The sequence below is a fragment of the Burkholderia sp. Ed8 genome (assembly GCF_040761425.1).
Taxonomy (GTDB): domain Bacteria; phylum Pseudomonadota; class Gammaproteobacteria; order Burkholderiales; family Burkholderiaceae; genus Burkholderia; species Burkholderia seminalis.
Map to the genome: position 1 here is coordinate 1,832,548 of NZ_CP142886.1, position 22,400 is coordinate 1,854,947.

23 protein-coding genes and 1 other RNA gene are annotated in these 22,400 nt (G+C 68.0%); 10 read left to right on the plus strand and 14 right to left on the minus strand.

Annotated elements, in window-relative coordinates; genetic code table 11:
• Positions 1 to 79 precede the first annotated feature (79 nt).
• From pyrC to rnpB, 3 genes are all read left to right on the plus strand, one after another.
• The gene (gene pyrC / locus VXM69_RS22460; protein ID WP_367190176.1) at positions 80 to 1,144 is read left to right on the plus strand and encodes a dihydroorotase; all 1,065 of its coding nucleotides are present in this window, start codon (positions 80 to 82) and stop codon (positions 1,142 to 1,144) included.
• Positions 1,141 to 2,019, plus strand: coding sequence for a DUF3025 domain-containing protein (locus VXM69_RS22465; protein ID WP_367190177.1), 879 nt, complete (start codon positions 1,141 to 1,143; stop codon positions 2,017 to 2,019). The genes pyrC and VXM69_RS22465 overlap by 4 nt, the downstream gene beginning before the upstream one ends.
• A gap of 12 nt (positions 2,020 to 2,031) precedes the next feature.
• Positions 2,032 to 2,443, plus strand: an RNA gene (rnpB, locus tag VXM69_RS22470) — RNase P RNA component class A.
• Positions 2,444 to 2,513: 70 nt separating this feature from the next.
• Here the strand turns inward: rnpB and VXM69_RS22475 are convergent.
• Together VXM69_RS22475 and VXM69_RS22480 are read right to left on the minus strand one after the other, a co-directional pair.
• Positions 2,514 to 2,978 (minus strand): OsmC family protein, encoded by a 465-nt coding sequence (locus VXM69_RS22475; protein WP_175028623.1) that lies wholly within the window; start codon positions 2,976 to 2,978, stop codon positions 2,514 to 2,516.
• 411 nt (positions 2,979 to 3,389) lie between these two features.
• Entirely contained in the window at positions 3,390 to 3,695 is a 306-nt protein-coding gene (locus tag VXM69_RS22480) for a DUF1090 family protein (RefSeq protein WP_059557353.1), read from the minus strand.
• 311 nt (positions 3,696 to 4,006) lie between these two features.
• Here VXM69_RS22480 and rplM point away from each other — a divergent pair, with 311 nt between their 5' ends.
• The 3 genes from rplM to erpA all read left to right on the plus strand — a co-directional run bounded on the left by rplM (position 4,007) and on the right by erpA (position 5,438).
• Entirely contained in the window at positions 4,007 to 4,435 is a 429-nt protein-coding gene (gene rplM, locus VXM69_RS22485; protein ID WP_009687896.1) for a 50S ribosomal protein L13, read from the plus strand.
• Between the two features lie 10 nt (positions 4,436 to 4,445).
• Positions 4,446 to 4,838, plus strand: a complete 393-nt coding sequence (gene rpsI / locus VXM69_RS22490; protein WP_006476904.1) for a 30S ribosomal protein S9 — start codon at positions 4,446 to 4,448, stop codon at positions 4,836 to 4,838.
• 228 nt (positions 4,839 to 5,066) lie between these two features.
• Complete coding sequence (gene erpA, locus VXM69_RS22495) at positions 5,067 to 5,438, plus strand: iron-sulfur cluster insertion protein ErpA (protein ID WP_034187117.1); 372 nt, start codon at positions 5,067 to 5,069, stop codon at positions 5,436 to 5,438.
• 107 nt (positions 5,439 to 5,545) lie between these two features.
• Here erpA and VXM69_RS22500 read toward each other — a convergent pair whose 3' ends face one another.
• Positions 5,546 to 6,694 (minus strand): anhydro-N-acetylmuramic acid kinase, encoded by a 1,149-nt coding sequence (locus tag VXM69_RS22500; protein ID WP_367190178.1) that lies wholly within the window; start codon positions 6,692 to 6,694, stop codon positions 5,546 to 5,548.
• A 142-nt stretch (positions 6,695 to 6,836) separates the two neighbouring features.
• Here VXM69_RS22500 and tyrS point away from each other — a divergent pair, with 142 nt between their 5' ends.
• The 3 genes from tyrS to VXM69_RS22515 are packed head-to-tail and all read left to right on the plus strand — an operon-like array spanning position 6,837 to position 9,219.
• The gene (gene tyrS / locus VXM69_RS22505) at positions 6,837 to 8,078 is read left to right on the plus strand and encodes a tyrosine--tRNA ligase (RefSeq protein ID WP_034187119.1); all 1,242 of its coding nucleotides are present in this window, start codon (positions 6,837 to 6,839) and stop codon (positions 8,076 to 8,078) included.
• Positions 8,075 to 8,533 carry a D-aminoacyl-tRNA deacylase gene (dtd, locus tag VXM69_RS22510; RefSeq protein ID WP_034182741.1) on the plus strand — a complete coding sequence of 153 codons (459 nt, stop codon included), beginning with the start codon at positions 8,075 to 8,077 and terminating at the stop codon, positions 8,531 to 8,533. Before tyrS ends, dtd begins: the two co-directional genes overlap by 4 nt.
• A gap of 23 nt (positions 8,534 to 8,556) precedes the next feature.
• Complete coding sequence (locus VXM69_RS22515) at positions 8,557 to 9,219, plus strand: histidine phosphatase family protein (protein ID WP_124607873.1); 663 nt, start codon at positions 8,557 to 8,559, stop codon at positions 9,217 to 9,219.
• A gap of 54 nt (positions 9,220 to 9,273) precedes the next feature.
• Here the strand turns inward: VXM69_RS22515 and VXM69_RS22520 are convergent, their stop codons facing one another.
• The 10 genes from VXM69_RS22520 to VXM69_RS22565 form a co-directional block, all read right to left on the minus strand.
• Positions 9,274 to 10,410, minus strand: coding sequence for a ParB/Srx family N-terminal domain-containing protein (locus tag VXM69_RS22520; protein ID WP_367190179.1), 1,137 nt, complete (start codon positions 10,408 to 10,410; stop codon positions 9,274 to 9,276).
• A 143-nt stretch (positions 10,411 to 10,553) separates the two neighbouring features.
• Complete coding sequence (locus VXM69_RS22525; protein WP_059557350.1) at positions 10,554 to 11,507, minus strand: oxygenase MpaB family protein; 954 nt, start codon at positions 11,505 to 11,507, stop codon at positions 10,554 to 10,556.
• Between the two features lie 22 nt (positions 11,508 to 11,529).
• A complete protein-coding gene (gene ruvB, locus VXM69_RS22530; protein WP_006483430.1) occupies positions 11,530 to 12,600 on the minus strand; it encodes a Holliday junction branch migration DNA helicase RuvB in 1,071 nt (356 codons plus the stop codon).
• 108 nt (positions 12,601 to 12,708) lie between these two features.
• Entirely contained in the window at positions 12,709 to 13,290 is a 582-nt protein-coding gene (gene ruvA / locus VXM69_RS22535; protein ID WP_031402135.1) for a Holliday junction branch migration protein RuvA, read from the minus strand.
• 164 nt (positions 13,291 to 13,454) lie between these two features.
• Positions 13,455 to 13,997, minus strand: a complete 543-nt coding sequence (ruvC, locus tag VXM69_RS22540) for a crossover junction endodeoxyribonuclease RuvC (protein WP_006476894.1) — start codon at positions 13,995 to 13,997, stop codon at positions 13,455 to 13,457.
• Positions 13,998 to 14,148: 151 nt separating this feature from the next.
• Positions 14,149 to 15,714 (minus strand): bifunctional phosphoribosylaminoimidazolecarboxamide formyltransferase/IMP cyclohydrolase, encoded by a 1,566-nt coding sequence (gene purH, locus VXM69_RS22545; protein ID WP_034187122.1) that lies wholly within the window; start codon positions 15,712 to 15,714, stop codon positions 14,149 to 14,151.
• 44 nt (positions 15,715 to 15,758) lie between these two features.
• Positions 15,759 to 15,992: a Fis family transcriptional regulator gene (locus VXM69_RS22550; protein WP_006476892.1), complete on the minus strand. Its 234-nt coding sequence runs from the start codon at positions 15,990 to 15,992 to the stop codon at positions 15,759 to 15,761.
• Positions 15,989 to 17,056, minus strand: a complete 1,068-nt coding sequence (gene dusB, locus VXM69_RS22555) for a tRNA dihydrouridine synthase DusB (protein WP_124669293.1) — start codon at positions 17,054 to 17,056, stop codon at positions 15,989 to 15,991. The genes VXM69_RS22550 and dusB overlap by 4 nt, the downstream gene beginning before the upstream one ends.
• A 138-nt stretch (positions 17,057 to 17,194) precedes the next feature.
• The gene (locus VXM69_RS22560) at positions 17,195 to 18,337 is read right to left on the minus strand and encodes a UbiH/UbiF/VisC/COQ6 family ubiquinone biosynthesis hydroxylase (RefSeq protein ID WP_367190200.1); all 1,143 of its coding nucleotides are present in this window, start codon (positions 18,335 to 18,337) and stop codon (positions 17,195 to 17,197) included.
• Positions 18,338 to 18,418: 81 nt separating this feature from the next.
• Complete coding sequence (locus VXM69_RS22565) at positions 18,419 to 19,804, minus strand: aminopeptidase P N-terminal domain-containing protein (protein ID WP_226251568.1); 1,386 nt, start codon at positions 19,802 to 19,804, stop codon at positions 18,419 to 18,421.
• Positions 19,805 to 19,985: 181 nt separating this feature from the next.
• On the opposite strand from VXM69_RS22565, the gene VXM69_RS22570 reads away from it, so the two are divergent.
• Positions 19,986 to 20,600, plus strand: coding sequence for a glutathione S-transferase N-terminal domain-containing protein (locus VXM69_RS22570; protein ID WP_034187125.1), 615 nt, complete (start codon positions 19,986 to 19,988; stop codon positions 20,598 to 20,600).
• A 107-nt stretch (positions 20,601 to 20,707) separates the two neighbouring features.
• On the opposite strand, the gene VXM69_RS22575 is transcribed toward VXM69_RS22570, so the two are convergent.
• Positions 20,708 to 22,327, minus strand: coding sequence for an FMN-binding glutamate synthase family protein (locus VXM69_RS22575; RefSeq protein WP_034187126.1), 1,620 nt, complete (start codon positions 22,325 to 22,327; stop codon positions 20,708 to 20,710).
• Positions 22,328 to 22,400: the final 73 nt, after the last annotated feature.

Below are 22,400 nucleotides of genomic sequence, written 5' to 3' on the forward strand. Positions count from 1 at the left end.
TTGCGGTTTGCCGTCAGTCGGCCCGCGCACGCGTGTTCCGGCCCCGCCAACGGCAAGCACGTTCCTCACGACGCCTCCTATGACTGCCTCGAACGCTTCCTCCCCGGCGACGCTCGCGCTCGCCCGTCCCGACGACTGGCACCTGCACCTGCGAGACGGCGACATGCTGGCCGCCGTGCTGCCGCACACCGCGCGCCAGTTCGGCCGCGCGATCGTCATGCCGAACCTGAAACCGCCGGTGACGACCACCGCGCAGGCGCAGGCCTATCGCGAGCGCATCCTCGCCGCGCTGCCCGCCGGGATGACGTTCGAACCGCTGATGACGCTGTACCTGACCGACAACACGCCGCCCGACGAGATCCGCCGCGCGCGCGAAAGCGGCTTCGTGCACGGCGTGAAGCTGTACCCGGCCGGCGCGACGACGAATTCCGACCACGGCGTCACCGATCTCGCCAAATGCGCGAAGACGCTCGAGGCGATGCAGGAAACCGGCATGCCGCTGCTCGTGCACGGCGAGGTGACCGATGCGTCGATCGACTTGTTCGACCGCGAGAAGGTGTTCATCGACCGTGTGATGACGCCGCTGCGCCGCGATTTCCCGGGCCTGAAGGTCGTGTTCGAGCACATCACGACGAAGGACGCGGCCGACTACGTGCGCGACGCCGACGCGGCGCCCGGCCTGCTCGGCGCGACGATCACCGCGCATCACCTGCTGTACAACCGCAACGCGCTGTTCGTCGGCGGGATTCGCCCGCATTACTACTGCCTGCCCGTGCTGAAGCGCGAAACGCATCGCGTGGCGCTGGTCGAGGCCGCGACGTCGGGCAACCCGCGTTTCTTCCTGGGCACCGACAGCGCGCCGCATGCGCGCGACGCGAAGGAAACCGCGTGCGGCTGCGCCGGCTGCTACACGGCGCTGCACGCGCTCGAACTGTACGCGGAAGCGTTCGACACGGCCGGCGCGCTCGACAAGCTGGAAGGGTTCGCGAGCTTCTTCGGCGCCGATTTCTACGGGCTGCCGCGCAGCGCCGAGACGGTCACGCTGCGCCGCGAGGCGTGGGAACTGCCGCGCGAGATCTTCGCGGGCGACACGCCGGTCGTGCCGTTGCGCGGCGGCGAGACGATCGGCTGGAAACTGGCATGACCGTTGCGCCGCCGCGCGGGTCCGGCCATGCGGCCGGCCGCATGGCGGCGGATTTCGCGCGGATCGACTGGTCCGCGCCGTGGCTCGGACCCTATGCGGAGCCGGGCCGCGCCGTCCAGGCGGCCGTATTGGCGGGTGACACCGCGCTGCTCGATGCGCTGAATGGCGCGTTGCGCGACGGCGCGCGTGTCAGCGGTCGCGGCAGGCCGCTGCGGTTCGTGCCGCAGGCCGCGCTGCCGCCCGGCATCGCATACGAAACCCATGTCGCCGACACCGGCGGGGTGCCGACTCGCCACCATCTTCACGACTTCTTCAATGCACTCGTCTGGTTCGCGTATCCGCGCACCAAGGCCGCGCTGAACGCGCGTCAGGCCGCCGCGATCGACGCGGCGGGCGGTGTCGGGCCCGTGCGCGGTTCGCTGCGCGACGCGCTCACGCTGTTCGACGAGAACGCCGCGCTGTTCGTCACGGCCGACCGCGCGCTCGCCGCTGCGCTGCGCGGCTTCGACTGGCCGCGGCTGCTGGTCGCCGCGCGCGACGCGTGGGGCACGCGCTGCGAAGCGCGGCTCGTCGGCCATGCGCTGCTCGAACAGCTCGTGACGCCTTACAAGTCCTGCACCGCGCACACGTGGATCGTCGAAGTGAGCGCCGACTATTTTTCATGGCCCGACGCGCAGCGCAACGCGCATGTCGACACGCGGGTGGCCGCCGAACTCGCGACGCGCGCGCTGACGAGCCGCGATTTCGCGCCGCTGCCGGTACTCGGTGTACCGGGCTGGTGCGCCGCGAATGCCGATGCCGCGTTTTATGACGATCCGGCGGTATTCCGCAGCGGCCGACGCGTGCGTGCTGCCGGCGGCGGCGCGCAGTGCTAGAATGCGCGTCGCAAAGCAGGCCAGGCAGTCGCGGCCTCGCCGCCTTCGGGCGCGCGGGGGCGAGGAAAGTCCGGACTCCACAGGGCAGGGTGATGGCTAACGGCCATCCGTGGCGACACGCGGAACAGGGCAACAGAAAGCAAACCGCCGATGGCCCGGCGCAAGCCGGGATCAGGTAAGGGTGAAACGGTGCGGTAAGAGCGCACCGCGGCGACGGCGACGTCCGCCGGCACGGTAACCTCCACCCGGAGCAATTCCAAGTAGGCAGGCGTGCATCTTCGGATGCAGGACGGGGCCCCCGTCTCGCCTGCGGGTAGGAAGCTTGAGCGCGTCAGCAATGGCGCGCCTAGAGGAATGGCTGCCACGCGTGGCGCGCTTCGGCGCGCGGCGTGCACAGAATCCGGCTTATCGGCCTGCTTTGCCGTTCGAATGCGAAAGGGCCGGCGTCTCCTTGCGGAGCGCCGGCCCTTTTTTCATGCGTGCGCGCGGTGCGTTCAGGCGGCGACGATGTCGAACGAATGCGTGAGTTCGGCCGTCTTCGCGATCATGATCGACGCGGAGCAGTACTTGTCGTGCGACAGGTTGATCGCCCGCTCGACCGTGCCCGGGTTCAGGTTGCGGCCGGTGACGGTGAAGTGGAAGTGCACCTTCGTGAACACCTTCGGGTCTTCGCTCGCGCGCTCGGCCTTCAGCGTGACCGAGCAGCCGGTGACTTCCTGGCGGCTCTTCTTCAGGATCAGCACGACGTCATAGGCCGTGCAGCCACCGGTGCCGAGCAGCACCATTTCCATCGGACGCGGCGCGAGGTTGTGGCCGCCGCCCTCGGGCGCGCCGTCCATCGCGACGAGATGCCCGCTGCCGGTCTCGGCGGAAAACGCCATGCCGTCCTGGCCCATCCAGCTTACTTTGCATTCCATGCTTGCACTCCAGCGTTGCCTGATTCGGATTCGATCCGGCATTGTAGCCCGCAGCGCAACGGTCGGCTGATGCGCTGCACGACGTGCAATGCCGGCGCCGTGCGGACAGGGCGTCCGACGGCAATTTCCCTGCTTCTTTTAGGGGTTCTGCTCTAGATGACGGAGATTCCTGTTCCCGGGCGTCGGAATCATGCCATTGATTTAAAAGGGAAAATCATTGTTTTCGAGCGTCACCTCGTGAATTTCGCATTATGGTTTTGGATTTCGCCATGCAAATTTTCTTGTTCAGTCGGCGACGCATTCGTATAATGAGCCTCATTGGTTGTCGCGCTGCGGCAACCTCCGAATGTCTCCTCCACCCTCCTCCTAAGGTGGATTAAGCCCGAACCAGCCGTTCGGGCTTTTTTTCGTCCCGTGCAAACATCGGCGCGCGGCTTGCGCGCGCCGGCAGCGTCACGCGGGCTGCCGTGCGGCAGGCGGCGATGCCGCGTCGGGCGCCGCGCCGCGCGAGCGCGTGTCAGGCGCAGGTGCATGGACGGCTGACGCATGGCCGTGACTGCGCGCGCAGAAGTGGCGGACGCGTTCGCGCACCGCGCGCAGGCGGGCGACGCGATCCTCGGCATGAGCGTTCCGGGCGTCGGCGATGCGCGCATCGAGCGCGTCGAGCTTGGCTTCGCAGCCGGTGTGAGCGGCGACGGCAGGCGCCGCGATGGCCAGCAGCGCGGCTGCGAGAAAGGGCGTAAGTCTTTGTTTCATCATGCTTGTTTGTTGTTTTCCGGGTTCGGCCGGTCGGGCGCGGCAAGGTCAGGTGCCGCGCGTCGACGGGTGCCGCCCCAGACGCTCGGTTCGCCTGGCTGGTTGGGGCACGACCGAATTTTGGCCCATTTCGGCCGCCGCGGACACGGGACGTGGATTCCCTTTGACCGCTTCGCCGTATTTCCTTTATAATTCAGGGCTTTTCCGCTTTCATGCCCACGGAAAAAGAACAGGGAGAGCCTGCACCGCGCCTCGAAGCGCACACAGACAAGCAGGAAGAACACATCGGGCAAAGCATTTTTTTTGGATCGATCATGAAGACGTTTTCCGCAAAAGCCCATGAGGTGACGCGCGAATGGTACGTGATTGACGCGACGGATAAGGTTCTCGGCCGTGTTGCCAGCGAAGTGGCACGCCGTCTGCGCGGCAAGCACAAGCCTGAGTTCACCCCGCACGTCGACACTGGTGATTTCATCATCATCATCAACGCGAGCAAGTTGAAGGTCACGGGCAACAAGACGCTGGACAAGAAGTACTACCGTCACTCGGGTTACCCGGGCGGTATCTATGAAACGACGTTCGGCAAGATGCAAGAACGCTTCCCGGGCCGCGCGCTCGAGAAGGCGGTCAAGGGCATGCTGCCGAAGGGCCCGCTCGGCTACGCGATGATCAAGAAGCTGAAGGTCTACGCAGAAGCGACGCATCCGCACTCGGCTCAACAGCCGAAGGCGCTCGAGATCTAAGGGGACCCACATGATCGGTAACTGGAACTACGGTACGGGCCGCCGCAAGAGCGCAGTCGCACGTGTCTTCATCAAGGCTGGCAAGGGCGACATCATCGTCAACGGCAAGCCCATCGCTGACTACTTCTCGCGCGAAACGTCGCTGATGATCGTGCGTCAACCGCTGGAACTCACGAACCACGGCCAGACGTTCGACATCAAGGTGAACGTGAACGGCGGCGGTGAAACGGGCCAGGCAGGCGCAGTGCGCCACGGCATCACCCGTGCACTGATCGACTACGATGCGACGCTGAAGCCGTCGCTGTCGAGCGCAGGCTTCGTCACGCGCGATGCGCGTGAAGTCGAGCGTAAGAAGGTCGGTCTGCGCAAGGCACGCCGCGCAAAGCAGTTCTCGAAGCGTTAATTCCGCTTCATGGCCTCGCCGCCCCTCGGGTGGCGTCCGCCGGAAAAACCGCCAGCTTCCAAGCTGGCGGTTTTTTTATGCCCGCTTTTTGCCTGTCCCGGGCCGCCGCCGCGGCCGCCCGCGCGGGCACGTTTGACGAAATCGACAAGAACCTATTGATTTCATGGACTTCAGCACGATCTTCTGATCGGCCCTACAATAGCGGCTAAAGCTTTTTGGAGAGTTCGAATGAACGCTGTTACCGAATCCGCAGCAACGACGACCGATATGCCGCTTCCGTTTGTCTTTACCGACGCGGCGGCCGACAAGGTCAAGCAACTGATCGACGAAGAGGGCAACCCCGACCTCAAGCTGCGCGTGTTCGTGCAGGGTGGCGGCTGCTCCGGCTTCCAGTATGGCTTCACGTTCGACGAGGAAGTCAACGAGGACGACACCGTGATGGACAAGAACGGCGTCCAGCTCCTGATCGATTCGATGAGCTACCAGTATCTGGTCGGCGCCGAGATCGACTACAAGGACGATCTCAACGGCGCCCAGTTCGTGATCAAGAACCCGAACGCGACCACCACCTGCGGGTGCGGTTCGTCGTTCTCGGTCTGAGCGCGCATCCGATCCGCGCCGGTTCGCCGGCATGAAAAACGGGGCTTCATGCCCCGTTTTTTTATACCCGTCTGCCGTGCTGCGTCCGCCGCACCGCAGGTCTCGCGTCAGCGCGGATAGAGCGCGCCGAGCACGCGATTGCCGGCTGCGCCGGTAACCGTCGCGAGATTGCCGGGCTGGCGCGCGGTGAAGCGGTACGCAAGCCACGCGAACGCGAGCGCCTCGACCTGCTGCGGCGGCACGCCGAGCGCCGCCGTCGTATCGACGGTGGCCGGCACGCCGGCCTCGCGCAGCGCGTGCCGCAGCGCGTCGAGCAACACCGGATTGCGCGCGCCGCCGCCGCAGACGAAGACGGCCTTGCAGCCCGACGCGTGTTTGGCCACCTCGCGTGCGACCGACACCGCGGTCAGCACGGTGAGCGTCGCCTGCACGTCCTCCGGCGCGACCTGGGCGAACGCGGCGAGCTTCGCGTCGAGCCATGCGGGATTGAACAGGTCGCGGCCGGTGCTTTTCGGTGGCGGCGCGGCGAAATACGGTTCGTCGAGCAGTGCATCGAGCAGCGGCGCGTGCACGGTGCCGCGCGCGGCGAACTTGCCGCCGTCGTCGTACGGCTTGCCCAGATGCCGGGTCGCCCATGCGTCGATCAGTGCGTTCGCGGGGCCGCAGTCGAAGCCGCGCACGTCGCCGCCGTCGCTGGGCAGGATCGTGATGTTGCTGATCCCGCCGAGATTGCAGACGACGCGCGTTTCGCCGGGCGCACCGAACACCGTGGCATGGAAGGCCGGCGCGAGCGGCGCGCCGTGGCCGCCGGCGGCCACGTCGCGGCTGCGGAAATCGGCGATCACGTCGACCTGGGTCAGTTCGGCGAGCAGCGCCGGGTTGTTGAGCTGCCGCGTATAGCCGCGCTCGGGGCGATGACGCACCGTCTGCCCGTGCACGCCGATCGCGCGGATTTCGTCGCGCGACAGTCCGGCCGTGCGCTGCAATTCGTGGCAGCACACCGCATAGCGCGTGACGAGCGCGTTCGCCGCGAGCGATTCGCGGTCGATCTCGTCGTCGCCGGGTTGTTGCAGCGCGAACAACGCGTCGCGCAGCGATTGCGCGAAGCCGACGAACGCTTCCGCGAGCACGACCGGCGCGCGGCCGGCCTCGAAACGCACGGCGACGCCGTCGACGCCGTCCATGCTGGTTCCCGACATCAGCCCGAAGTAGATGCCGTCGGCCGGATGGGCATTTTGCGGCTGTCGTTGCGGCACGTTGGGTTCTCCTGGATCGTGCGGCGCGGGCCGGTGCCGCGCGCCTTGCGCCCGATTATCCGCGCAACCTGACGCGCCGTTAAGCGATGCGCGCGCAAGTTATGGGAAAATCCCTGTTTTTGCGACATTCTTCCCGGCACCGATGAGCACCGAACCCAGTTCCAAGCCTGTTTTCCCGATCACCGACGAAGTCCGGCATGCGCTCGCCGTCACGAAGCGCGGCGTCGACGAACTGCTGATCGAGGAAGAGTTCGCGCAGAAGCTCGCGCGCAGCGCGGCCACGAACACGCCGCTTCGCATCAAGCTCGGCCTCGACCCGACCGCGCCCGACATCCACATCGGCCACACGGTCGTGCTGAACAAGATGCGTCAGCTGCAGGACCTCGGCCACACGGTGATCTTCCTGATCGGCGATTTCACGTCGCTGATCGGCGATCCGTCGGGCCGCAATGCGACGCGCCCGCCGCTCACGCGCGAGCAGATCGAATCGAACGCGAAGACCTACTTCGAGCAGGCCGCCCTCGTGCTCGATCGTGAAAAGACCGAAATCCGCTACAACAGCGAATGGTCGATGCCGCTCGGCGCGGACGGGATGATCAAGCTCGCGTCGCGCTATACGGTCGCGCGGATTCTCGAGCGCGAAGACTTCACGAAGCGCTTCCAGGGCGGCGTGCCGATCTCGATCCACGAATTCCTGTACCCGCTGATGCAGGGCTACGACTCGGTCGCGCTGAACGCCGACCTCGAGCTCGGCGGCACCGACCAGAAGTTCAACCTGCTGGTCGGCCGCGAGCTGCAGAAGCAGTACGGCCAGGAACAGCAGTGCATCCTGACGATGCCGCTGCTCGAGGGTCTCGACGGCGTCGAGAAGATGTCGAAGTCGAAGGGCAACTACGTCGGCATCAGCGAGAAGCCGACCGACATGTTCGGCAAGCTGATGAGCATCTCGGACACGCTGATGTGGCGTTACTTCGAGCTGCTGTCGTTCCGCAGCCTCGACGAGATCGCCGGCTTCAAGCGCGAGGCCGAAGGCGGCCGCAACCCGCGTGACTTCAAGGTGCTGCTCGCGCAGGAAATCGTCGCGCGATTCCACTCGCAGTCCGATGCCGAGCGCGCGCTGGAGGACTTCAACCATCGCGCGAAGGGCGGTGTGCCGGACGACATTCCGGCGGTCACGCTCGCCGGCGCGCCGCTGGCGATCGGCCAGCTGCTGAAGCAGGCCGGCCTCGTGCCGTCGACGAGCGAAGCGCTGCGCAACATCGAGCAGGGCGGCGTGAAGATCGACGGCGCGACGGTGTCGGACAAGGGCCTGAAGGTCGAAGCCGGCGAGTTCGTCGTGCAGGTCGGCAAGCGCCGCTTCGCGCGCGTCACGCTGACCGCATGATCGCGCTGATCCAGCGCGTGAAGCGCGCCGACGTCCGCGTCGGCGACCGGACGACCGGCGAGATCGGCGCGGGCCTGCTCGCGCTGGTCTGCGCGGAACGCGGCGACACCGACGCGGCAGCCGACAAGCTGCTCGCGAAGATGCTCGGCTACCGCGTGTTCAGCGACGCAGCCGGCAAGATGAACCTGCCGGTGTCGAACATCGACGGCGCGGGCCGCGCGGGCGGGCTGCTGCTCGTGTCGCAGTTCACGCTGGCGGCCGACACCAACAGCGGGCTGCGTCCGAGCTTCACGCCGGCCGCGCCGCCCGACGAAGGCGCGCGGCTGTTCGACTATTTCGTCGCGGCCGCGCGGGCGCGCCATCCGGTCGTCGAAACGGGCGAGTTCGGCGCCGACATGCAGGTGTCGCTCGTCAACGACGGCCCCGTGACGTTCTGGCTGCAAGTGCGGCCCTGATTCTTTCCCGGAGACGCGCGGCGATGGCCAGCACGCAGATTCTTTTCATCCGCCATGGCGAGACGGCCTGGAACCGCATCAAGCGCATCCAGGGTCATATCGACATTCCGCTGGCCGACACCGGCCTCGCACAGGCGAAGCGGCTGGCGGCCCGGCTCGAACGAGAGGCGCGCGACGGCGCGCGGATCGACGCGATCTATTCGAGCGACCTGATGCGCGCGCAACAGACCGCGCAACCTTTTGCCGAGGCGCTCGGTCTGCCGCTGCAGTTGCGCGAAGGGCTACGCGAACGCTCGTACGGCGCGTTCCAGGGGCACGACAGCACCGAGATCGAGGCGCTGTTCCCGGACGCTTACGCGGCATGGCAGACGCGCGATCCGGGCTTCGCGCCGGAAGGCGGCGAGTCGCAGCGCGCGTTCTATCACCGCGTGCTGCATGCGCTCGAACCGATCGTCGCCGCGCATCCGGGCGGCCGGATCGCGTGCGTCGCGCACGGCGGCGTGCTCGACTGCGTGTACCGCTTCGCGAACGCGATCGAGCTGTCGGCGCCGCGCACTTACCAGTTGCTCAATACGAGCGTCAACGTCGTCGATTACGTGGATGGCCGCGCGCAGGTCGTGCAGTGGGCCGACGTGTCGCATCTGGAAGCGGCGAGCGACGACGACGGGTACCGCAAGGTGCGCTGAGTCCACGGGCCCCGTGCGGCGTTGCCGGTCGGGGCTTTCGTCGCCGCGTGCCGCTTACCGCGGCAACGCGTGGCGGGTCTTGTAGTCGAGCGCGTACGCGATCTTGCCGGGCTTGTCGGCCGTGATCGGCTGGCGCAGCTTGTCGAACTCTCCCTTGCTGTATTTCTTCCCGCCGTTGATCGCATCGGCGCGCCCGAGATCGGCGCCCGTCTTGCCGTCGATCACCGGGTCCGTTGCCGCGACCATCCGCGTCGACGCATTCCAGACCGCATTCAGGTAGCCCGTGTCGGCCTTCGCCGGATCGGGATCGGTCGTGCCGCCGCGCGCGAGGTCGTAGCTCGCCAGCGCGAACGTGCCGGGCTGCGCGCGCAGCCAGTCGGCCCAGTAGAACTCGAGGTAGTCGGTCGCTTGCGCGGGCTTGCCGTAGCCGATGTCGCGCGTGAAATAGACGAGCGACCGGTAGCGATCGTTCGTCATCCCCAGCGACAGGCCGAGTCCGGTCGGCAGTTGCGCGGCCGTGATCGCCTTGCCTTCGCCATTCTTCAGGCGCAGATAACCGCGGCTTTGCATCTGCTGCCAGAACGCGTCGCCCGAGTAGTCGCCGAGGTTGTCCTTGACGACGACGTGCACGTGCAGCGCCGGGCCGCCGTCGGGCGTCTCGTAGTAGGTCGACAGGCCGTGATGGCCGTCGGTCAGGTACAGCGCATCGCCGTTCGGGCCGATCACGACGGGGTTCAGCACCGAGCGGTCGCGGGCGTTCGCGTCGGTCGTCGTGCATGTATAGCTCGCCGGTTCGCGCAGCGACGACCTGGCCGTGTAGCCGCCCGATGCGAGGCCGCCGAGCCCTTCGTCCGCGCAGAAGTCGTCGAACTTCTTGTCGGGCTGCAGCTCGTAGCGGCCGAGCTTGTAATAGATCTGGTCGTAGCCGATCGCACCCTGTGTCGGATGGAGGTCGCCGAGCGTCACGTCGATCAGGTCGCCCGCGCGCGCGGCTTTCCATTTGCCCGGTCGCGGCGTGACGGTGGCCGGCGGCGGGGGGGCCGGCGGGGTCGTGGTGCCGCCGGACGGCGTTTGCGCATCGGTACGCGCCACGGCGGCGATATCGTCGCCTCCGCATGCGGTGAGGGCGAGGACGGCGGACAGGCTGGTGGCGAGGGCGAAACGGATCGGCAGGCGGAGCATCGCGGGCATCGGGTATCGGTTGGGTGAACGGGACCTTGCGCGGATCACGGGCAGGCGGGACGGGCGGGGCGTACGACCGTGGGCGGGTGCAAGCCCGTCAGCTTGTCACAGGAATTTGACAGCCAATTGAAATGATCGGAAGAGCCGGATCGTCAGGCGGACGGGGTGCCGTCGGGCGGGGGCGCGGTCGCGCGACGGCGTGCGCGTTTCGACGCGCCGTTGACGAGCGCCCAGCGCAGCACGGGGGCGACGGCCCGTACGCCGGGCCGGACTACCGCGCGCCGCAGCGGCGCGAACGTCGACACGCCGAGCATGCGCTGCGCCCACGGCGGCAACAGGTCGATTCCGGCATGCATCATCAGCGACGCGGCCGGTCGCAGCGCGGGCGTCGCGACCGGCGCATTCAGCAGGATTTCCATCACGTCGAAGGTGTGCGGCCCGGCCTCGAGTTCCGGCTGCATGCGCGCGAGATAGGCAGCGACCTCGGCGCGCGAACGCGGTACCCCTTGGGCGCCGAGCAGTTCGGCGACCAACGCCGTTTCGGCGTAGTAGCGGTCCTGCAGCTCGCCCGACAACGACGGATTCACGTAGCGCAGATGCGCGGCCAGGAAGCTCGACACTTCCGCGACGTGTACCCAGGCGAGCAAGGCCGGATCGTCGGCGCGGTACGGCCGCCCGTCGGGTGCGGTGCCCGAGATGCGCGCGTGGATCGATTTCACGCGCTCGATCAGCGCGAGGGCGTCGGCGCGACTGCCGAACGTCGTGCCCGTGATGAACGTGGCGGTGCGCCGCAAGCGGCCGAGGATGTCGGTGCGAAACGACGAGTGATCCCAGACGCCCGCGAGCGCGAGCGGATGGAGCGCCTGCAGCAGCAGCGCGGCGATGCCGCCCGTCATCATCGACGTGAAATCCGCATGCACGCGCCAGCAGACGGCATCGGGGCCGAACAGCCCCGGGTCGCCGGGCGGCGAAGAGAGATCGAGCGACGGCCCGCCGCCGCCCGCCGTCAGGTGCGTGATGCCGGCCACCAGCCGCCTGCGGATCGGCTCGGCCCAGCGCGGGCCCGGTGCGGGTGCGGCGGGGTGGCGGCTGGGCGGCGTCGTCATGGCGGGGGGCTCGGGTGACGGATTACTTTCCGTCGGGGGTATCCCACTCGTCGCGTTCGGGGCGGCGGGCGTCGGGCACCGACAGTCCGAAGTGGCGATAGGTGAGCAGCGTGGCGACGCGCCCGCGCGGCGTGCGCTGCAGGAAGCCCTGCTGGATCAGGTACGGTTCGAGCACGTCCTCGATCGTGTCGCGCTCCTCGCCGATCGCGGCCGCGAGGTTGTCGATGCCGACCGGGCCGCCGTCGAACTTGTACAGGATCGCTTCGAGCAGCTTGCGGTCCATCAGGTCGAAGCCGACCGGATCGACGTCGAGCATCGCGAGCGCGGCATCGGCCACGGCCGCGGTGATCTGGCCGTCGGCCTTCACTTCGGCGAAGTCGCGCACGCGGCGCAGCAGCCGGTTCGCGATCCGCGGCGTGCCGCGCGAGCGCTTCGCGATTTCCAGCGCGCCGTTCGGATCGATCTGCGCATTCAGCAGCGACGCCGAGCGCCGCACGATGCGCGACAGTTGATCGGCATCGTAGAACTCGAGCCGGGCGACGATCCCGAAACGGTCGCGCAGCGGGTTGGTCAGCATCCCCGCGCGGGTGGTCGCGCCAACCAGCGTGAACGGCTGCAGGTCGAGCTTCACGCTGCGCGCGGCCGGGCCTTCGCCGATCATGATGTCGATCTGGTAATCCTCGAGCGCCGGATACAGGATTTCCTCGACGACCGGCGACAGCCGGTGGATCTCGTCGATGAACAGCACGTCGTTGGCTTCGAGGTTGGTCAGCAGCGCGGCGAGATCGCCCGCGCGCTCGAGCACGGGGCCGGACGTCTGGCGCAGGTTCACGCCCATTTCGCGCGCGATGATGTGCGCGAGCGTCGTCTTGCCGAGGCCCGGCGGCCCGAACAGCAGCACGTGGTCGAGCGGCTCGGAGCGGCGCTTGGCGGCTTCGATGAAGATCTCGAGCTGGCCGCGCACCTTTTCCTGGCCGACGTAGTCGTCGAGCTGGCGCGGCCGCAGCGCACGTTCGAACACCTCCTCGTGCGACGAGGCGGGCGTGGCGGCGATGATCCGCTGCTCGGTGGCGAGTTTGTCGGTTTCGATCATGCGGCCATTGTACCGCGCGACGCGGTCCGGCCCACCTGGCCGAACGGCCGACTGGCGCGCGGCGCGGCGCCGCGCGACACTGGTTTCGACGGCCGGATCGACCGCGCGTTACGCCTTCGACAGCGCCTTCAGCGCGAGCTTGATGCCTTCCGACACACCGGTGCCGGCCGGCACGTTCTTGATCGCGGCCAGGCCTTCCTTCTCGGAGTAGCCGAGCGCGAGCAGCGCGTTGAGGATGTCGGTCGCGTGATCGGACGGCGACGCGGCGCCGGCAAGCGCACCGAGGTCGGCGCCGAGCTTGCCCTTCAGCTCGAGCAGCAGGCGTTCGGCCGTCTTCTTGCCGATGCCGGGCAGGCGGGTGAGGCGCGCGGCGTCCTGCATCGTCACGGCCTGCGCGAGCTCCTGCACGCTCATGCCGGACAGCACGGCGAGCGCCATGCGTGCGCCGATGCCGGTGATCTTCAGCAGCTCGCGGAAGGTCGTGCGCTCCTGCGGCGTCAGGAAGCCGTACAACAGATGCGCGTCCTCGCGGACGATCTGCTGCGTGAGCAGCACGATGCGCTCGCCCGTCTGCGGCAGGTTGTAGAAGGTGCTCATCGGCACGTCGATTTCGTAGCCGACGCCGTTGCAGTCGACGAGCAGATGAGGCGGGTTCTTTTCGAGCAGGATGCCGGCGATGCGACCGATCATGGAGGGCGGGACGAGAGGAATAAAGCGCGAGTGTAGCGCACGCGCGGCGCAATGCCGATGGGCCCGGCCGTCAGGCCGAGGCGATACGTGTCGTGGGTGCGCCGTGCGCGCTCGGGACGGTCGCGGCACCGAACCGGCATGCCGGGTGACCGCGCGCGCCGGGGTCAGCCGACCAGTCGCCCGCGCCGCACGCGCAGCCCTTTCTGTGCGAGCGCCGGCGCGAGGCCGCCAAGCGTGCTGAGCGTGTTGCCGCCGTGCGCATGGCAGATCGCCATGCCGAGCGCGTCGGCCGCGTCCGAGCCCGGCTGGCCGGAGAGATTGAGCAGGCGCGTGACCATCTCCTGCATCTGCGTCTTGGTCGCGCGGCCGTAGCCGACCACCGCCTGCTTCAGCTGCAGCGCCGTGTATTCGGCGACCGGCAGGCCGCCCGCGACGAGGCCGCAGATCGCGGCGCCGCGCGCCTGGCCGAGCAGCAGCGTCGACTGCGGGTTCACGTTGACGAACACCTTTTCGATCGCGGCCTGGTCGGGCGCATGTTCGCGCACGATCGTCGAGACGCCCTGGAAGATCGTGCCGAGCCGGGTGGCCAGGTCGGCCGTCGGCGTGCGGATCACGCCGCTCGTGACATAGGCGAGCCGGTGGCCGCTGACGTCGATGACGCCGAAGCCGGTGACGCGCAGGCCGGGGTCGATGCCGAGAATTCGCATGAGTGAGGAGAGTTGCCTGATGCAGCGATACTACAACGAATGGTGCGACGCGCCGGCCGCCCGGTTGCGGGCGAAGGCGCCGCGCAATAAAAAACCCGGCGGGTGCGACGCCGCCGGGTTTTCGTGTTCGGCCTGCGCGGGCCGCATGCGATCAGTGACGGAAGTGGCGCACGCCCGTCAGGACCATCGCGATGCCGTGCTCGTCGGCCGCCGCGATCACTTCGTCGTCGCGCATCGAGCCGCCCGGCTGGATCACGCAGGTCGCGCCTGCGGCCACCACGACGTCGAGGCCGTCGCGGAACGGGAAGAACGCATCCGACGCGACCGCCGAACCGGCCAGCGTGAGGCCCGCGTTCTGCGCCTTGATGCTTGCGATGCGTGCCGAATCGACGCGGCTCATCTGGCCGGCGCCGACGCCGAGCGTCATGCCGTTGCCGCAGAACACGATCGCGTTCGACTTCACGTACTTCGCGACGCGCCACGCGAACAGCAGGTCGTCCATTTCCTTCGCGGTCGGCTGGCGCTTCGTGACGACGCGCAGCTCGCTCGGCTGCACGTTCCGCGAATCGAGCGACTGCACGAGCAGGCCGCCGCCCACGCGCTTCAGGTCGAAGGCGTTATGGCCGTCGCCGAGCGCGATCTCGAGCAGGCGCACGTTCTGCTTCGCGGCGAACACCTGCTTCGCGGCGTCGGAGAACGACGGGGCGATCAGCACTTCGACGAACTGCTTCGCGACTGCCTGCGCGGCTGCTTCGTCGACTTCGCGGTTGAACGCGATGATGCCGCCGAATGCGGAAGTCGGATCCGTCTGGAACGCCTTCGCGTATGCGTCGGCCGAGTCGTTGCCGACCGCGACGCCGCACGGGTTCGCATGCTTGATGATCACGCAGGCCGGCGCGTCGAACGTCTTCACGCATTCCCACGCCGCGTCCGAATCCGCGATGTTGTTGTACGACAGTTCCTTGCCCTGCAGCTGGCGGTAGTTCGCCAGTGCGCCGGCCGGCGTCGCGAGGTCGCGGTAGAACGCCGCGCTCTGGTGCGGGTTCTCGCCGTAGCGCAGGTCCTGCACCTTGTCGAACGCCATGTTCAGCGTGGCCGGGTACGTGCTGCGCGACGCGTGCTGCAGCTCGTCGGTCAGGCTCGTCAGGTAGTTCGTGATCGCGCCGTCGTATTGCGCGGTGTGCGCGAACACCTTCGTCGCGAGGCGGAAGTTGGTCGGGTAGCCGACCGTATTGCCGTTCGCCTTCATTTCATCGAGCACGACCGCGTAGTCGGCCGGATCGACGACGACCGTCACGTCGCGGTGGTTCTTCGCGGCCGAGCGCAGCATCGTCGGGCCGCCGATGTCGATGTTCTCGATCGCGTCGGCGAGCGTGCAGTCGTCCTTCGCGATCGTCGCGACGAACGGGTACAGGTTCACGACGAGCAGGTCGATCGTCGGGATGCCGTGCTGCTCCAGCGCCTGCATGTGCTCGGGCAGGTCGCGGCGCGCGAGGATGCCGCCGTGCACCTTCGGGTGAAGCGTCTTCACGCGCCCATCGAGCATTTCCGGGAAGCCCGTGTAGTCGGCCACTTCGGTAACGGGCAGGCCGGCGTCGGCGAGGAGTTTCGCGGTACCGCCCGTCGACAGCAGCTTGACGCCGAGGTCGGACAGCGACTTCGCGAAGTCGACGATGCCGGTCTTGTCGGAAACGGAAATGAGCGCTTGCTTGATCATGATGGAACCACCAATAGCCAGGGAAACGGGGACGGGACGGCCGGCTACAGCAGGCCGTGCTGCTGCAGCTTCTTGCGCAGCGTGTTGCGGTTGATGCCGAGGTACTCCGCGGCGAGCGACTGGTTGCCGCCCGCCTGTACGAGCACGACCTCGAGCATCGGCTTTTCGACGCAGGACATCACCATTTCATAGACGTCGTGCGGATTGGAGCCGTCTAGATCCCGGAAATACACGTCCAGGCTCTCGCGGACACATTGTTCGATGTTGTGCTTGCTCATGCTGCTAACTGGTTATGGTCGTCCGACTCGCCCTGGCCGTTTTCCTCTTCGTCATCGACGTAGACGAGGTGGTCCGACAGCGCCTTTTGCGCCTCGAAGAAGGCATTGACGGCGGCGAGCTGCTCGCGGGTGGAATCGAGCGTGTTCATCCTGTGCCGGAACCCGTTGGCGCCGGAAAGGCCGCGAGTGTACCAGCCGATGTGCTTGCGCGCAGTACGGACGCCCGTGAATTCACCATAGAAAGCGTAGTGGTCTTCCAGGTGTTCGTTCATCACGTGCTGGATCTCGTCGATCCGCGGCGGGGGCAGCAGCTCGCCGGTTTGCAGGAAATGATCGATTTCGCGGAACAGCCACGGCCGGCCTTGCGCGGCACGACCGATCATCAGCGCGTCGGCGCCCGTTGCATCGAGCACGGCCTTCGCCTTCGCGGGCGACGTGATGTCGCCGTTTGCGACGACCGGAATCCGAACGGCCGCCTTCACGGCCGCGATGGTGTCGTATTCGGCGTCGCCGCGGTACAGGTCGGCGCGCGTGCGGCCGTGCACGGTGAGCATCGAGATGCCGGCCGCTTCGGCGAGGCGCGCGACCGTGATCGCGTTCTTGTGCTCGCGGTCCCAGCCGGTGCGGATCTTCAGCGTGACGGGCACCGCATCGGGCCCCTTGCCGACCGCCGCGACGACGGCCTCGACGATCCGCTGCACGAGCGGCTCGTTCTGCAGCAGCGCGGAGCCGGCCGCGACGTTGCAGACCTTTTTCGCCGGGCAGCCCATGTTGATGTCGATGATCTGCGCGCCGTTGTCGACGTTGTAGCGGGCCGCCTCGGCCATCATCGCCGGATCGGCGCCGGCGATCTGCACCGCGATCGGTTCGACCTCGCCTTCGTGGTTCGCGCGCCGCATCGTCTTCGCGCTTTTCCACAGCTGCGCGTTGGACGCGACCATCTCGGACACGGCGTAACCGGCCCCCAGCCGCTTGCACAGCTGGCGGAACGGACGATCCGTCACGCCGGCCATCGGGGCGACGAACAGGTTGTTACGCAATACGTGAGGGCCGATAACGGGCATCGCAATGGCACCGCCCGCGACCGGCGCGGGCAGGGGAAGGGAAGACGGAAAACGGGCATTTTACCGTATTCCCATGCCCCGCCGATTTGACCCGGTTTGCCTGGCGTGGCCGCGCGCAACCGCGCGGTGCTGGGCGCGTCAGTTGCGCTGGCCGAACATCATCTGGCGCGCGATCGCCTTCTTGAGCGGCGGCACGAATTCGAGCGCGGTGAGGGCCGCGCCGCGCAGCAGCGGAAGCGGGCCCGAATCGATCGTAAACAGCCGCGCCAGCGTGTCGGTCGCGCCGATCGTGAAGCGCCGGTCGAGCGCGCGGCGCGCGTTGAAGGCCGCGAGCGCGGTTGCTTCGAAGCCTTGCGCGGACAGCACGTCGACGAGCGTATGCGCATCGCGCAGCCCGAGGTTGAGCCCCTGGCCCGCGACGGGGTGCAGGGTTTGCGCGGCGTTGCCGACGAACGCGACGCGGCCGCTGACCAGGGTCTGCGCGGCGTTCAGCCCGAGCGGGAACGACGCGCGTCCGGCGATCGCGACGAAGTCGCCCATGCGTTCGCCGAACGCGCTGCCGAGCTCGCGCAGGAACGCGTCGTCGGGCAGCGCGGCACGTCGTGCCGCTTCGTCGGGCGTGCAGCACCAGACGAGCGAGTAGTCGGCCTGGCGTGGGCCGCCGAGCGGCAGCAGCGCGAGCGGACCTTCGTGCGTGAAGCGTTCCCACGCGACGTTCGGGCGCGGCGCCGATACCGTGACCGTGCCGACGAGCGCCGTTTGTCCGTAGTCGCGGCGGTGCTTGGCCGTATCGGCCTGCTGTTCGTGGAACAGCCCGCCTTCGGCATTGATCACGATGCGCGCGCGCAGCGTGCGCTCGCCCTGCGGGCCGTCGAGCGTCAGCGTGACGCCGTCGGCGTCCTGTTGCGGCGCGCGTGCGGTGGTCGACGTGAGCCAGTCGACCCGCGTGCCGCGCACGGCGCCGGCGAGCGCCTGCACGATCGAGCCGTAGCGCACGACATAGCCGAGCGCGGCGACATCGTGTTCGTCGCGGTCGATCAGCGTGCGGCCGAAATGGCCGCGCTGCGACACGTGGATATGTTCGATCGGTGTCGCATCGGCGGGCCACGCGAGCGTGTCGAGCAGCACGCGGCTGCCGTGCGACACGGCGATCGCGCGCGGGTCGTTCGCGGTCGCGGCCGGTTCGCGCGCATCGATCAGCGCGATCGATGCGCGCTGCGTCGCGCTGCGGCGCGCGAGCCAGCCGGCGAGCGCGAGCCCGACGGGGCCCGCGCCGACGATGGCGAGGTCATAGTCCGGCGTGGCCGGGGGGAAGCGGTCGTCATCTTGATTCGTGAAACGGTGGTATCGGTCGGCGGCCGGTCATGCGCCCGCGCGCATCAGCGCTTCGATCTCGTCGGCGTCGACCGGCACGCCGCGCGTGATCAGTTCGCAGCCGTGCTCGCGCACGATCGCGTCGTCCTCGATGCGGATGCCGATGTTCCAGTACTCGGGCGGCACGTCGTCGGCCGCGCGCACGTACAGGCCGGGCTCGACCGTCAGCGTCATGCCGGGCTTCAGCGTGCGCCACGGCAGCGCGCCGTTGGCGTCACGCGCGGCGAGCCGCTCGCGGTAGTCGCCGCAGTCGTGCACGTCCATCCCGAGCCAGTGGCCCGTGCGGTGCATGTAGAAGCGCGCGTACGCGCGCTCGGCGATCACGTCGTCGACGCTCGAGAAGCGCGCCTTCGGGATGATGCCGGTGTCGAGCAACCCCTGCGCGAGCACGCGCACGGCCGCATCGTGCGGCGCCTCGAACGGCACGCCCGCGCGCGTCGCATCGATCGCGGCCTGCTGCGCGGCGAGCACGATGTCGTACAGCGTGCGCTGCGCGGGCGAGAAGCGCCCGTTGGCCGGGAACGTGCGCGTGATGTCCGACGCATAGCCGTCGAGTTCGCACGCGGCGTCGATCAGGATCAGGTCGCCGTCCCGCGCGGCCGCGTTGCCGGCCGGGTAGTGCAGCACGCACGCGTTCGCGCCGGCCGCGACGATCGAGCCGTACGCGGGCGACTGCGCGCCGTGCTTGCGGAACAGGTACAGCAGCTCGGCCTCGAGTTCGTATTCGCGGATGCCGGGGCGGCACGCCTGCATCGCGCGGCGGTGCGCGAGCGCGGAGATGTGCGCGGCGCGCATCATGATCGCGAGTTCGTGTTCGTCCTTCACGAGCCGCATGTCGTCGAGCAGCGGCGTGAGGTCGAGCAGCGCGTCCGGCGCGGCGACGCCCGTGCGCGCCAGCGCGCGCACCGCGTCGATCCAGCCGGCGAGCTGGCGGTCGAAGTCGGCCGATGCGCCGAACCGGTAGTGCACGGTGCCCGCGTCGGCGAGCAGGCGTGGCATCTCGGTGTCGATCACGTCGACCGCGAATGCCGCATCGAAGCCGAACGCGTCGCGCGCGGCCTCGGGGCCGTAGTGAAAGCCTTCCCAGATCTCGCGGTCGATGTTCTTGCCGCGGCAGAACAGGATCGACTCCGGCGCGCCGTGCGGCGCGGCCGCGTTCAGCACGAGCACGGCATCCGGCTCGGTGAAGCCCGTCAGGTAATGGAAGTAGCTGTCGAACCGGTACGGGTAGGCCGTATCGCGGTTGCGCAGCAGTTCCGGCGCGGTGGGAACGATGGCGACGCCGCCGCCCGCGGCACGCAGTGCGGCAAGCACGCGTTCACGGCGCTGGCGGTAGACGTCGACGGCGATGGCGGTATCGATGGGCGCATTCATCGTGCGATTGTAGCGCCGCGCGACGCGGTGCGTGAGAGGGGCGCCCGAAGCCGCGCCGGAAGGCCGCGCGGCGGTTGTTGCAAACCATCCACAGGCCGAGCCGGCGATTTTCTACCCGGCCGCGCCGGCCGGTTATGATCGGCGACAACGTATACTCTCGGCGGTTCCCCAAAAAAGGCAGATGATGAAATTAATCGGTTCGCTCGGCAGCCCGTACGTCCGCAAGGCGCGGATCGTGCTCGCTGAAAAGAAGATCGACTACAAGCTGGAGCTCGAGAACGTGTGGGCGCCGGACACGAATATTCATGCATCGAACCCGCTCGGCAAGGTGCCGTGCCTCGTGATGGAGGATGGTGCCGCGGTGTTCGATTCCCGCGTGATCTGCGAATACGTCGACACGCTGTCGCCGGTCGGCAAGCTGATTCCGCCGTCGGGCCGCGAGCGCGTCGAGGTGCGCTGCTGGGAAGCGCTGGGCGACGGCGTGCTCGACGCGGCGGTCGCGATTCGCGTCGAACACACGATGCGCGACGAGGCGCAGCGCAGCGCGAGCTGGATCGCCCGCCAGCAGCGCAAGATCGACGACGGTCTCGTCGCGATGTCGCAGGGCCTCGGCGGCAAGACCTGGTGCGTCGGCAATCATTACACGCTGGCCGACATCGCACTCGGCTGCGCGCTCGGCTACCTCGATTTCCGGATGCCCGAGCTCAACTGGCGCGATCGCCACCCGAACCTCGACAAGCATTTCGTGAAGCTGCAGCAGCGGCAATCGTTCGCCGACACGCTGCCGCAGAGCTGAGCGGCCGGCCACGCAGTCACGCATTCGGCAGACAAAAGAAAAGCGCCCCGCGGGGCGCTTTTCTTTTTGCCGCGCGGGCCGCCGGCGGAACGGGGCGGCCGCGCGCGTCACTCGATCGACGCGTACACGGCCTCGCCGAGCGTGAACGAATCGCTGCGCGCGATCGGCCACCACTTGTCGTACAGCGTGAAGCCGCAGGTCCGGCCGTCGAGCAGCGCGCCGGGCTTCAGGTACTTCAGCAACTGCGACATCAGCCGCACCTCGTGCGGCGCGACCCGCTGCACGATGTGATGCGCGCGCAGCTCGGACGGATGGCCGAGGCCGGCCGCCTGCACGAGTTCCTGCAGCGCATGCAGCGTATTGCGGTGGAAGTTGTACACGCGCTCGGCCTTGTCGGGCACGACGAGCGCGCGCTGGCGCACCGGGTCCTGCGTCGCGACGCCGGTCGGGCAACGGTCGGTGTGGCAGTGCTGCGCCTGGATACAGCCGACCGCGAACATGAAGCCGCGCGCCGAGTTCACCCAGTCCGCGCCGATCGCGAGCGTGCGGGCGATGTCGAACGCGGTGATGATCTTGCCGCTCGCGCCGATCTTCACGCGGTCGCGCACGCCGATCCCGACGAGCGTGTTGTGCACGAGCAGCAGCCCTTCCTGCAGCGGCACGCCGACGTGGTCGGTGAATTCGAGCGGCGCCGCGCCGGTGCCGCCTTCCGCGCCGTCTACGACGATGAAGTCGGGCACGATGCCGGTCTCGATCATCGCCTTCGCGATGCCGAAGAATTCCCACGGATGGCCGATGCACAGCTTGAAGCCGGTCGGCTTGCCGCCCGACAGCGTGCGCAGCCGTTCGACGAATTCGAGCAGCCCGCGCGGCGTGGAGAACTCCGAGTGCGTCGCGGGCGAGATGCAGTCCTTGCCCATCGGCACGCCGCGCGTCTCGGCGATTTCCGGCGTGATCTTCGCGGCCGGCAGCACGCCGCCGTGGCCGGGCTTCGCGCCCTGCGACAGCTTCACCTCGATCATCTTGACCTGCGGATCGGCGGCCTGCTTCGCGAACTTGTCGGGGTTGAACGTGCCGTCTTCGTTGCGGCAGCCGAAATAGCCGGACGCGATTTCCCAGATGATGTCGCCGCCGTTCTCGCGGTGGTACTTGGACAGCGAACCTTCGCCGGTATCGTGCGCGAACCCGCCTTTCTTCGCGCCGAGGTTCAGCGAGCGGATCGCGTTCGCGGACAGCGAGCCGAAGCTCATCGCCGAGATGTTGAAGATCGAAATGTCGTACGGTTGCGCGCGATTCGCGCCGACGCGGATGCGGAAATCGTGGTTCGGCAGTTTCGTCGGCGCGAGCGAGTGGCTGATCCATTCGTGCGCGACGGCCTTCACGTTCAGCTCGGTGCCGTACGGGCGGTTGTCGGCGACGTTCTTCGCGCGCTGGTACACGAGGCTGCGCTGCGCACGCGAGAACGGTTTCTCGTCGGTGTCGTCCTCGACGAAGTACTGGCGGATTTCAGGTCGGATGAATTCGAACAGGAAGCGGAAGTGGCCCCAGAGCGGGTAGTTGCGCAGGATCGCGTGACGGTCCTGCTTCAGGTCGTACAGGCCGAGCGCGACGAGGGCGACGGGGATGATGATCCACAACCAGGACAGCACGTGGGCCGACGCGAGCGCGGCCGCCGCGACGAGCAACAGGACGGCACACCACATCGCCAGATAGCGTCGTGAAAGCATGGGGACTCCATAAGAATCTTGAAATGCCGCCATGCGTGCGCTGCGCGGCGGCGCGCCGGCCGCGGCGGAATCG

What these genes read in the sequence shown, in the direction of transcription:
- pyrC (WP_367190176.1), top strand. Translation starts at nt 80, where the DNA reads ATGACTGCCTCGAACGCTTCCTCCCCGGCGACGCTCGCGCTCGCCCGT.
- VXM69_RS22465 (WP_367190177.1), top strand. Translation starts at nt 1,141, where the DNA reads ATGACCGTTGCGCCGCCGCGCGGGTCCGGCCATGCGGCCGGCCGCATG.
- VXM69_RS22475 (WP_175028623.1), bottom strand. Translation starts at nt 2,978, where the DNA reads ATGCCGGATCGAATCCGAATCAGGCAACGCTGGAGTGCAAGCATGGAA.
- VXM69_RS22480 (WP_059557353.1), bottom strand. Translation starts at nt 3,695, where the DNA reads ATGATGAAACAAAGACTTACGCCCTTTCTCGCAGCCGCGCTGCTGGCC.
- rplM (WP_009687896.1), top strand. Translation starts at nt 4,007, where the DNA reads ATGAAGACGTTTTCCGCAAAAGCCCATGAGGTGACGCGCGAATGGTAC.
- rpsI (WP_006476904.1), top strand. Translation starts at nt 4,446, where the DNA reads ATGATCGGTAACTGGAACTACGGTACGGGCCGCCGCAAGAGCGCAGTC.
- erpA (WP_034187117.1), top strand. Translation starts at nt 5,067, where the DNA reads ATGAACGCTGTTACCGAATCCGCAGCAACGACGACCGATATGCCGCTT.
- tyrS (WP_034187119.1), top strand. Translation starts at nt 6,837, where the DNA reads ATGAGCACCGAACCCAGTTCCAAGCCTGTTTTCCCGATCACCGACGAA.
- dtd (WP_034182741.1), top strand. Translation starts at nt 8,075, where the DNA reads ATGATCGCGCTGATCCAGCGCGTGAAGCGCGCCGACGTCCGCGTCGGC.
- VXM69_RS22515 (WP_124607873.1), top strand. Translation starts at nt 8,557, where the DNA reads ATGGCCAGCACGCAGATTCTTTTCATCCGCCATGGCGAGACGGCCTGG.
- VXM69_RS22520 (WP_367190179.1), bottom strand. Translation starts at nt 10,410, where the DNA reads ATGCCCGCGATGCTCCGCCTGCCGATCCGTTTCGCCCTCGCCACCAGC.
- VXM69_RS22525 (WP_059557350.1), bottom strand. Translation starts at nt 11,507, where the DNA reads ATGACGACGCCGCCCAGCCGCCACCCCGCCGCACCCGCACCGGGCCCG.
- ruvB (WP_006483430.1), bottom strand. Translation starts at nt 12,600, where the DNA reads ATGATCGAAACCGACAAACTCGCCACCGAGCAGCGGATCATCGCCGCC.
- ruvA (WP_031402135.1), bottom strand. Translation starts at nt 13,290, where the DNA reads ATGATCGGTCGCATCGCCGGCATCCTGCTCGAAAAGAACCCGCCTCAT.
- ruvC (WP_006476894.1), bottom strand. Translation starts at nt 13,997, where the DNA reads ATGCGAATTCTCGGCATCGACCCCGGCCTGCGCGTCACCGGCTTCGGC.
- purH (WP_034187122.1), bottom strand. Translation starts at nt 15,714, where the DNA reads ATGATCAAGCAAGCGCTCATTTCCGTTTCCGACAAGACCGGCATCGTC.
- VXM69_RS22550 (WP_006476892.1), bottom strand. Translation starts at nt 15,992, where the DNA reads ATGAGCAAGCACAACATCGAACAATGTGTCCGCGAGAGCCTGGACGTG.
- dusB (WP_124669293.1), bottom strand. Translation starts at nt 17,056, where the DNA reads ATGCCCGTTATCGGCCCTCACGTATTGCGTAACAACCTGTTCGTCGCC.
- VXM69_RS22565 (WP_226251568.1), bottom strand. Translation starts at nt 19,804, where the DNA reads ATGAATGCGCCCATCGATACCGCCATCGCCGTCGACGTCTACCGCCAG.
- VXM69_RS22570 (WP_034187125.1), top strand. Translation starts at nt 19,986, where the DNA reads ATGATGAAATTAATCGGTTCGCTCGGCAGCCCGTACGTCCGCAAGGCG.
- VXM69_RS22575 (WP_034187126.1), bottom strand. Translation starts at nt 22,327, where the DNA reads ATGCTTTCACGACGCTATCTGGCGATGTGGTGTGCCGTCCTGTTGCTC.